Below are 8,934 nucleotides of genomic sequence, written 5' to 3'. Positions count from 1 at the left end.
AGAGAGACAGCTCTTTATCACCACGAGAGATATGATGGCAAGGGCTATCCTGAGGGACTTAAGGGAGAGGCGATTCCTCTTTATGCAAGAATTGTTGGTGTTGCAGATTCCTACGACGCCATGTCCAGTAACAGAGTCTACCGAAGACACCTTAACAAGGACGAGATCATCGAAGAGATCCAGCAAGGCGCAGCAACCCAGTTTGATCCAAACATCGTAGTTTACATGATCGATATGATCAACGATGGATATGTCAATGTCGTTAAGATGGAGACAGCAGAGCGCGAAGAAGGTCGTGGAGACTTCCACCTCACAGAAGATGATATCCCGGGAGTATATATGGGACTTTGATATATCAGCTTCGTACAAATTTATATTGATGATAGGCCGCGAGCATGCTCGCGGCTTTTTTATTGGGGCGGGTAGGGATAAGAGAAATGATGCCACTTAGTGAGGTTTTGGAGTGTGTGAGTGGTTGGAATAAAGATTCTTTACTTTTTCAGAGGCGTAATGTAATATTACATCTTGTGGATAATATATCCATTTTAGGGGAATTTACGTCTGAAATATCTAATTGTTCAAAAGAGATATAGTCCAAATCTGTGACTACGTCTGAATTCCATGAAATGTAAAAAAAGTAGTAGCAAATTAAGTTCAAATGAAAGATGGTGTTGAGCAGGGAGCTTGATTTACGTCTGATACGAGATTTTCCGAGAAGAAGCTGTAAAATAGCAAGCCCGGAACAATTCATTTATTGATCATGATAGTGAATGTTAAGTCTTGATTAGGTAGAAAAGGAATCAAGACGTATTGTTAATATTTTCACATATCTGAAAGTTGATTAATTGTAAAAAAGACGTAATTGCAAAAAGCACATAATAACCAAATTGCAGCATGATTGATGAAGAGGAGTAGAATGATAAACTACAAAAATGAATTAGAAAATCAGCTTTCTGAGCTGAAGAATCTTGAGAAAAAAGCGGCTAACAGACTAAAGAGTTTTAAGGGACTTGAAAATGGAAATATAAGAGTAAGCAAAAGTAATGGTTCAATCCAGTATCATTTCAGAAAAGAGGGGGAGGAAAAAGAGCATTACATTCCAAAATATGAAATGAGTAAAATAAAGATGCTTGTTCAAAGAGATTATGACGAGAAGGTTCATAGAGAACTGAAGCATATGATAAGGCGCCTTGAAAAATTCAATAAAGTGTATGATGTAGGCTTGATTGAACAGCTATATATAAAGCTTCCGGATGGAAGGAAAAAACTTGTCGATCCCATTAAACCATCAAGGGAAATGATAATTGATGAATGGTATAAGAATCATCCTGGGGGGAGGAATACATATGAGATCAAACATGAATTTTTAACAATGAAAGATGAGACAGTGCGATCCAAATCAGAAAAGATGATTGCAGATTACCTTCTGACAGAAGGTATACCTTATGTTTGTGAACCACGAGTGATACTTAAGGACGGAAGCTCGGCCTATCCAGACTTTGCTGCGCTTAACCTTATGAAAAACAAGACAATATACATTGAACACCTTGGGCTTGTAGAAAAAGAGGATTATGCAACAAGAAATTTCTTCAAGATAATGGACTATGAGGAGGTGGGAATTGTCCTTGGTGATAATCTCGTGATCACGATGGAAACAAAGGACAGGCCCCTCGACATGAAAATCTTGAAAAAGAAAATACAAGACTTCCTGCATTAAGAACAGTGTAGCTATGGCAGTGAAGACAAATACGCCATTAGGTGGAATTTGTCTTCACTGTACTGGAAACATGAACGGTTATATCAGGTGTCCTTGGAGGTGACCTTCAAATTCCTGGTAGTAGGTCTCCTCGATCTTGCGCATAAATACGGTGACTTCTCCGGGATCAAAGAAGAGCTGGAAGTGGATGCTTCCTACACACTCGCCAATAAGGTGAACCTTGATATAGAGGACGTTTTCCCGGCTCCACATGGCACCGGCGGTGTACTTGTCATTATATATTGGTGAGGTACCTTCACACATACTTCCGATACCAAAGGTGATGGTGTGAGATACATTGCCCTGCTTAAAGGAAATAGAGCATGGACCTTTCTCATCCAAAGTGATTGAAAGTTTATCAAAACCAGATTTGTTGGGATCTAGTTGATATTCAAAACTAGTATGATCTGCAAAGCCTTCATTGCTGTGGCTTGGAATATTAGTAATTCCATAGCTCTCAGGAAGTCTTGGAGCGGCAATCCTTAAAGTGTCAGCGTAGTCCAGCAGATCTTCGTAGGCTTGGGCACTGTCTTTTGTGACACCTGATGCGGATCTTGCGCCATCATCTGCGACATCGTATCCATGGCGAAGCTCATCCTCATCCCCCAGCAGATTCTCATAGATCGCATCATATATAACCTGATTTCCCCCGGCAATTCCCTGGGTATCAGCGGTTGTCATGATAAGAAGTTTTCTGTCAGGAAGGCTGATTCCAAGCTGGCCGCCCATACCGTATAGGACAAAGCCGCCCTTTTCATTTTGCCAGATCTGCATTCCGTAGCCCTGCATCTCGCTGGGAACAGGACCTGTAACAAAGGTATCTGAGATATTGGATGTGGCCTCTTTGACAAATTCTTCCGGCAAAAGAGATCTTTCCTCTCCGTCATTACAAACAATGCGGCCCTTCTTACTTAAGATGTACAAAAACTTAAGGACGTCCATTGGTGTCGCCATAAGGCCGGAGCCTCCGATGGATACGCCAAACGGGTCCTTCACCATATATGAATCAGCGCTGAAATCCACGTATTTAAGCATGCGTTCCTTCATGTAGCTAAGCATATCGGTGCCTGATAATTTCTCCACCAGAGCACACAATACATGGGCAGAAGACGTATCATAGTGGAATACGGTTCCTGGCTTGTGGGTAGGAGGCACGATAAAAAAGCTCTTTACCCAGTCGTCTTTCATATTGACCTTGTAGGTGGTGGAGGCGTGACAGGTCCGCATCTGAAGCATGTTGCGGATGGTCATCATCTTGATGTAGGGGTGGGTATCCGCAGTGACATACTCCGGGAAGTAGTCACAAATAGGATCATCAAGCCCTATTTTCCCCTCCATGGTCAAAAGAGCTATCGCCGCCGCAGTAAAACTCTTGCTTATGGAAAACATCCTGTGAAGGGTATCTTTTTCATATGGTGCGTAATACTTTTCGAAAACAAGCCTGCCATCTTTTAAGATGAGCAGGCTGTGCATTGGGATATTTCTTTTATCTAAACGCTCAAGAACTTTCTTTATCTTATCTGGATCTATGCCTGCATCCTGTGGCATGACTTTTTCAAATTCAAACATCTTTTGACTCCTTGGCTTCTTGCATACATGAAAAGATTATATCATGGATGCTGCATAACATGTTACTGTAACTGTAACTGGTCAACTCTTGTTGAAAGAATTGCACCTCTAGTTTATAATTGGTAATTGACAAAAGTTTTTGTGAGGTAGTTATGTCATCAATTATTCAGAACAATCAGGTATTTAACAATGAGGTTCCTTTCTGCAGGGTTTACAGTGTAGACAGTAAGAAGCAGCTTGAAGAGAGGTTTCTTGCACACAGGATCTCATATTTTATCGAGTGGCAGGACAAGTCGATCCTCCAGCGCCTCTTTGACAGAAGCGGCAGCAAGATAGTATGTACCTTCAAGATCAACAAGGGCGAGATCGCAAGAGCGAGAGAGCTGGCCCAGGGTATAGAGGGTATCAAGTTCAAGGACTACGGAGAGGTCAAGAACACTGAGCGCATCCGTCGCAGATCCGAGGCAGTTACAGGAGAGGAAACAGGCCTTGAGATGCCAGAGCTTAAGTTCGAGAACAAGGTAGAGGACTTGGACGAGGAAGAGTAATACCCAGGGAGCGGATAGCTCCAGGTGAATGTGACACTACATAGAGCAGGGGATCGATGTCTCCTGCTCGTTTTTTCGCAAAGGATAGGAGATTATATGGCTGAGAAAAAGGTTACAGCTAATAAAAGTACAAATAAGAGGGCACCAGGGAAAAAGCCTGCGCCAAAGAAACAGCAGCTAACAAGATCTGTGAGCCGCTGTCCGGTGTTTAAAAAGTGCGGCGCCTGCCAGATGATAGATACACCATATGAAACCCAGCTTCGCAAGAAGCATAAAAAGGTAGCTGACCTTCTTGAGCCCTACTGCAAGGTTGAGGCATTTATTGGCATGGAGAAACCTGAACATTACAGATGCAAGGTCCATGCGGTATTTACTCACGATCGCAAGGGCAATCCTTTGTCTGGGATCTACAGAGAGGGAACCCACGAGGTTGTTCCTGTAGAGTCCTGTCTTTTAGAAGATCAGAAGGCCGACGCCATTATTGCCACCATCAGGGGGCTTCTAAAATCCTTCAAGATCAAGACCTTTGACGAGGACAACGGCTACGGGCTACTTCGCCACGTCCTTATAAGGATCGGCAAAAACACCGGGGAGATCATGGTGGTACTTGTTACCGTATCCCCTATTTTCCCATCCAAGAACAACTTCGTTAAGGCCCTTAGAAAAGAGCATCCGGAGATCACCACTATTGTTCTTAACGTCAACGACAAGCAGACCAGCATGATCCTTGGAGACAAGGAAAAACCCATGTATGGCCCTGGATTTATCTATGATATCTGCTGCGGCATGAAGTTCAAGATAAGTCCCAAGTCTTTCTATCAGGTAAATCCCGTGCAGACAGAAATCCTGTACAGAACAGCCATCGACATGGCAGATCTTAAGGGGGATGAGATTGCCCTTGACTGCTACAGCGGTGTTGGAACTATTGGCATCATAGCTTCGCCCCACGTAAAAGAAGTAATAAGTGTTGAGCTCAATAAAGACGCAGTCAAAGATGCCATTTTAAATGCCAGGATCAACGAAATAGATAACATCACTTTTTATCAGAATGATGCAACCATATTCATGCAGCAGATGGCAGAGTCAGGGGACAGGGTGGACCTTGTGTTCATGGATCCTCCAAGATCTGGCTCTACACCAGAGTTTATCGAGGCAGTAGAAACTCTTTCCCCTAAGAAGGTTGTGTATATTTCCTGTAGCCCTGACTCTCTGGCTGTTGACCTTAAGATATTTGAAAAGAAAGGCTACAAGGCCCGCAGAGCAGTTCCTGTGGACATGTTCCCTTTTACCAGAGGAATTGAGACAGTAGTTCTTTTGACTAAGAAAGATGAAAACTGAGTCTGCAGATTGGTGATGCAGGTGAAAAACTTATGATATGATATTTAAAGCACCAATTTCATTTCTAAAGGAGACGGCTACATGAAAAGCATTTACATCAACCAGGTTGGATTTACAAAGAATTCGCCTAAAAAGGCAGTGCTCAATTTCCCCGCTGAGAGGTTTGAGGTAAGGACTACCGGCGGAGAATGTGTTTTTTCGGGAAATGTTAAGGAATTTGGCAAAGACAAGATTTCAGGCGAAGAGACTTTTGTGGCTGATTTTTCTGAGTTTCAGAAAGAAGGTAAGTTTACTGTTAATGCAGGTGATGCATCGTCACTTTCTTTTGATATTAAGGAAGATATCTACGACGGGCTCATGAAGGACATCTGCAAGTGCTTTTATTACCTTCGCTGCGGCAATGCCCTGACCAAAGAGTATGCAGGGGATTACTACCATGAGCCATGCCATATGGGCCTTGCTACGGTATATGGAACAGATGAGAAAAGAGATGTCACAGGCGGATGGCACGATGCAGGTGATTACGGAAGATATTCAACAGCCGGGTCTGTTGCTGTTGCCCATATTCTATACGGCGTAAGGTTCTTTAAGGGACTTCTTGATATTGACTTTAATATTCCAAAGGAAAACTGTGAAAAGGGCCAGTACCCTGATATCCTCTCCGAGGTCAAGGTGGAACTGGATTTCCTTAAGAAGATGCAAAGAGAAGACGGAGCAGTTTACCACAAGGTAACAACCTTCAATCATGCACCGTTTATCATGCCCGAAGAGGACAAGAACGAGTTGTTCCTCTTTGCTGTTTCATCTTTGGCAACTGCAGACGTTGCTGCGGTATTTGCCCTGGCATACACGATCTATAAAGAATATGACAAGGCTTATGCTGATTCTCTTTTAGAGGCAGCGAAAAGAGCTTATGAGTGGCTCCTTGCTAATCCCAAGCCACTTCTCTTTTACAACCCTGAAGGCTCCAATACCGGCCAGTACGATGAGGCTGAGGACTACTCCAACAGGTACTGGGCAGCAGCTTCTCTTTATGAGGCCACTGGCGAAAAGAGCTACTACCATGATGCAGTAGACCAGAAGAGAAAAGCTGGTGACTACGGCGAAAAGCATGCAGGTTTTGGCTTCCAGGGTGATTACTTAACATGCCTTGGCTGGGCTGAGGTTGCAGGACTTGGATCACTTTCGATCCTCCTTGCAGGAGATGGCAGCGACCTTGAAAAAGAGCTTAGGACCCACTATGTTTCTGAAGCTGACAGGCTTGTTAATGTGGCATCTGAAAACGGCTTTGGAATTCCTATGCTTGCTGAAGATTACATCTGGGGCAGCAATTTTGAAGTAGAAAAGTACATGATGATCCTTGCTGTGACAGATAAGTTTGTGCAGCACAAGGATGAGTATAGAAAGGTTATCTGTGCAGGCCTTGACTATCTTCTTGGCTGCAACAGCGTTGATACAAGCTATGTTACGGGCTACGGCGAAAAGGCATACAAGAATCCACACCTTCGTCCTACGGCAGTAGATGGCATTGACGATCCATGGCCAGGACTGGTTTCCGGAGGACCAAACAGAGGGCTTCAGGACGAGAAAGCATCTGAGCTTCCTAAGGATACTCCTCCAATGAAATGCTATCTCGATGATGTGGCTTGCTACTCACTAAATGAGATAACCATTTACTGGAATTCACCACTTGTATTCGTTCTTGCATATTTTGGTGCTTGAAATTAATTGTATACAGGTATATTCTTTAAAAAATAAGTTTTTGCAGATTAAAGTGGTGAAATGAGAGGAGTAATGGAAAATGCCAAAGGCAGTGAGTGAAGCCAAGAAGTATGCTGAGATGAACAGACAGGAACTTGAGCAGGAAATAGTCAAGCTCAAGGCTGAGTACAAAAAATATCAGGAGATGGAACTTTCTCTTAACATGGCAAGAGGTAAGCCCTGCAGAGAACAGCTTGATCTGTCCATGGGAATGATGGACGCACTTAATTCAGAAGCTGATCTTTCCTGTGAAGACGGTACTGACTGCCGTAATTACGGTGTCCTTGATGGTATCCATGAGGCTAAGGTACTTATTGGAGCCATGATGGAGAACAAGCCTGAGAATATCATCATCTACGGTAATTCTTCTCTCAACGTTATGTATGATACAGTTTCAAGGGCTTATACCCACGGAATCATGGGTAATACTCCATGGTGCAAGCTGGACAAGGTTAAGTTCCTTTGCCCTGTTCCAGGCTATGACAGACATTTTGCTATTACAGAGTACTTCGGAATAGAGATGATACCTGTTGATATGACTCCTGAAGGACCTGATATGGACCAGGTTGAGAAGCTTGTTGCTGATGATGAGTCCATCAAGGGAATCTGGTGCGTACCAAAGTATTCAAACCCACAGGGCTACTCATACTCAGATGAGACCGTAAGACGTTTTGCACGTCTCCGTCCTGCAGCAAGAGACTTCCGTATTTTCTGGGATAACGCTTACGGCGTTCATCACCTCTATGACGGTCAGCAGGATTACCTTATTGAGATCCTTGAAGAGTGCAAAAAGGCTGGAAGCCCAGACCTTGTTTACAAGTTCTCATCAACATCCAAGATCACCTTCCCAGGCAGCGGAATTGCAGCTATTGCAACTTCACTTAACAACCTTGAGGAGATCAAGGCTCAGCTCACATACCAGACCATCGGTCACGACAAGGTTAACCAGCTTCGTCACGTTCGCTTCTTTGGCGACATCAAGGGTATCAAGGAGCACATGAAAAAACATGCAGCCATCATCAGACCTAAGTTTGAGGCTGTAGAGGAGATCCTTGACAGAGACCTTACACCTTGCGGAATCGGCGACTGGACCAAACCAAAGGGAGGTTACTTTATCAGCTTTGACGCTCCCGAGGGCTGTGCTAAGGCAATAGTTGACAGAGCCAAGAAGGCCGGAGTCTTAATGACCAAGGCAGGAGCAACATATCCTTACGGAAAGGATCCTCACGATTCCAACATCCGTATTGCTCCAACATTCCCTAATCTCCATGACCTTCGTCTTGCTATGGATGTATTTACAGTTTGCGTAAGACTCACAGCAGCTGAGAAGATGCTAAAAGACATGGCGTGAAAAAGAGATTTATCGGCGGAAGTGCAGTGCACTTCCGCTTTTTTACGTGCTACAATAGAGTCACTGGGGACGTTACAGATTGACTCAAACAAGGGGGATATGGTATGACATCGCTACAGGAAACAGTTTCCAAAAAGTATGAAACCATCACGAAGACTCTGATCGAAAAAGGTCTTCATATCACCACAATGGAGAGCTGCACTTCAGGACTTATAGCATCTCTTTTAACTGACACAGAAGGCTCCTCGGCGGTGATGAAAGGGGCATTTGTCACCTACAGTAACGAGGCCAAGATTATGCAGGGGGTTCCAGCCGGGATAATTGCATCTTACGGGGTGTATTCCGATGAGACGGCCTATGCTATGGCAGTTGCAGCAATGAGGGCCTACAATGCAGAAATCTCAATTGGTGTAACTGGCACAATGGGTAATGTTGACCCAAATAATGGGGACAGTATCCCGGGAGAAGTCTATTTTGCAGTTCTGTATAAAGAGACCTATTCACATCATGTCACCATTCCAAAGCAGCCCACAAGATACGACTATAAGCTCTATGTTGCGAACCTCATTGCGGATGAGATAATGCGCGTTATTCAATAGAAAAACTCCTTT

General features: G+C 43.8%; 8 protein-coding genes. 7 read left to right on the top strand and 1 reads right to left on the bottom strand.

The window, feature by feature from the left end; all coding sequences use genetic code 11:
• Together J6I68_RS01955 and J6I68_RS01950 are read left to right on the top strand one after the other, a co-directional pair.
• The coding region (locus J6I68_RS01955) for an HD-GYP domain-containing protein (RefSeq protein WP_292216817.1) at positions 1–351 on the top strand (351 nt) is incomplete at its 5' end.
• A gap of 565 nt (positions 352–916) precedes the next feature.
• Positions 917–1,717, top strand: coding sequence for a hypothetical protein (locus J6I68_RS01950; protein ID WP_292216815.1), 801 nt, complete (start codon positions 917–919; stop codon positions 1,715–1,717).
• 78 nt (positions 1,718–1,795) lie between these two features.
• Here J6I68_RS01950 and J6I68_RS01945 read toward each other — a convergent pair whose 3' ends face one another.
• A complete protein-coding gene (locus tag J6I68_RS01945) occupies positions 1,796–3,325 on the bottom strand; it encodes a serine hydrolase domain-containing protein (protein ID WP_292216813.1) in 1,530 nt (509 codons plus the stop codon).
• 152 nt (positions 3,326–3,477) lie between these two features.
• Between J6I68_RS01945 and J6I68_RS01940 the strand changes: the two genes are divergently transcribed.
• From J6I68_RS01940 to J6I68_RS01920, 5 genes are all read left to right on the top strand, one after another.
• The gene (locus J6I68_RS01940; RefSeq protein ID WP_292206023.1) at positions 3,478–3,873 is read left to right on the top strand and encodes a hypothetical protein; all 396 of its coding nucleotides are present in this window, start codon (positions 3,478–3,480) and stop codon (positions 3,871–3,873) included.
• Positions 3,874–3,969: 96 nt separating this feature from the next.
• A complete protein-coding gene (gene rlmD / locus J6I68_RS01935; protein WP_292216810.1) occupies positions 3,970–5,211 on the top strand; it encodes a 23S rRNA (uracil(1939)-C(5))-methyltransferase RlmD in 1,242 nt (413 codons plus the stop codon).
• Positions 5,212–5,292: 81 nt separating this feature from the next.
• Complete coding sequence (locus tag J6I68_RS01930; protein ID WP_292216808.1) at positions 5,293–6,933, top strand: glycoside hydrolase family 9 protein; 1,641 nt, start codon at positions 5,293–5,295, stop codon at positions 6,931–6,933.
• 79 nt (positions 6,934–7,012) lie between these two features.
• Entirely contained in the window at positions 7,013–8,323 is a 1,311-nt protein-coding gene (locus J6I68_RS01925; RefSeq protein ID WP_292206006.1) for an aminotransferase, read from the top strand.
• A gap of 104 nt (positions 8,324–8,427) precedes the next feature.
• Positions 8,428–8,922 (top strand): CinA family protein, encoded by a 495-nt coding sequence (locus J6I68_RS01920; RefSeq protein WP_292216806.1) that lies wholly within the window; start codon positions 8,428–8,430, stop codon positions 8,920–8,922.
• Positions 8,923–8,934: the final 12 nt, after the last annotated feature.

Source organism: Butyrivibrio sp. (genome assembly GCF_017940685.1).
GTDB lineage: Bacteria > Bacillota > Clostridia > Lachnospirales > Lachnospiraceae > Butyrivibrio.
The sequence above is the reverse complement of the archived record's forward strand: the minus strand, read 5'-3'. Positions and strand labels throughout refer to the sequence as shown.

Coding starts and splice junctions, on each gene's coding strand:
- J6I68_RS01950 (WP_292216815.1), top strand. CDS start 917: ATGATAAACTACAAAAATGAATTAGAAAATCAGCTTTCTGAGCTGAAG.
- J6I68_RS01945 (WP_292216813.1), bottom strand. CDS start 3,325: ATGTTTGAATTTGAAAAAGTCATGCCACAGGATGCAGGCATAGATCCA.
- J6I68_RS01940 (WP_292206023.1), top strand. CDS start 3,478: ATGTCATCAATTATTCAGAACAATCAGGTATTTAACAATGAGGTTCCT.
- rlmD (WP_292216810.1), top strand. CDS start 3,970: ATGGCTGAGAAAAAGGTTACAGCTAATAAAAGTACAAATAAGAGGGCA.
- J6I68_RS01930 (WP_292216808.1), top strand. CDS start 5,293: ATGAAAAGCATTTACATCAACCAGGTTGGATTTACAAAGAATTCGCCT.
- J6I68_RS01925 (WP_292206006.1), top strand. CDS start 7,013: ATGCCAAAGGCAGTGAGTGAAGCCAAGAAGTATGCTGAGATGAACAGA.
- J6I68_RS01920 (WP_292216806.1), top strand. CDS start 8,428: ATGACATCGCTACAGGAAACAGTTTCCAAAAAGTATGAAACCATCACG.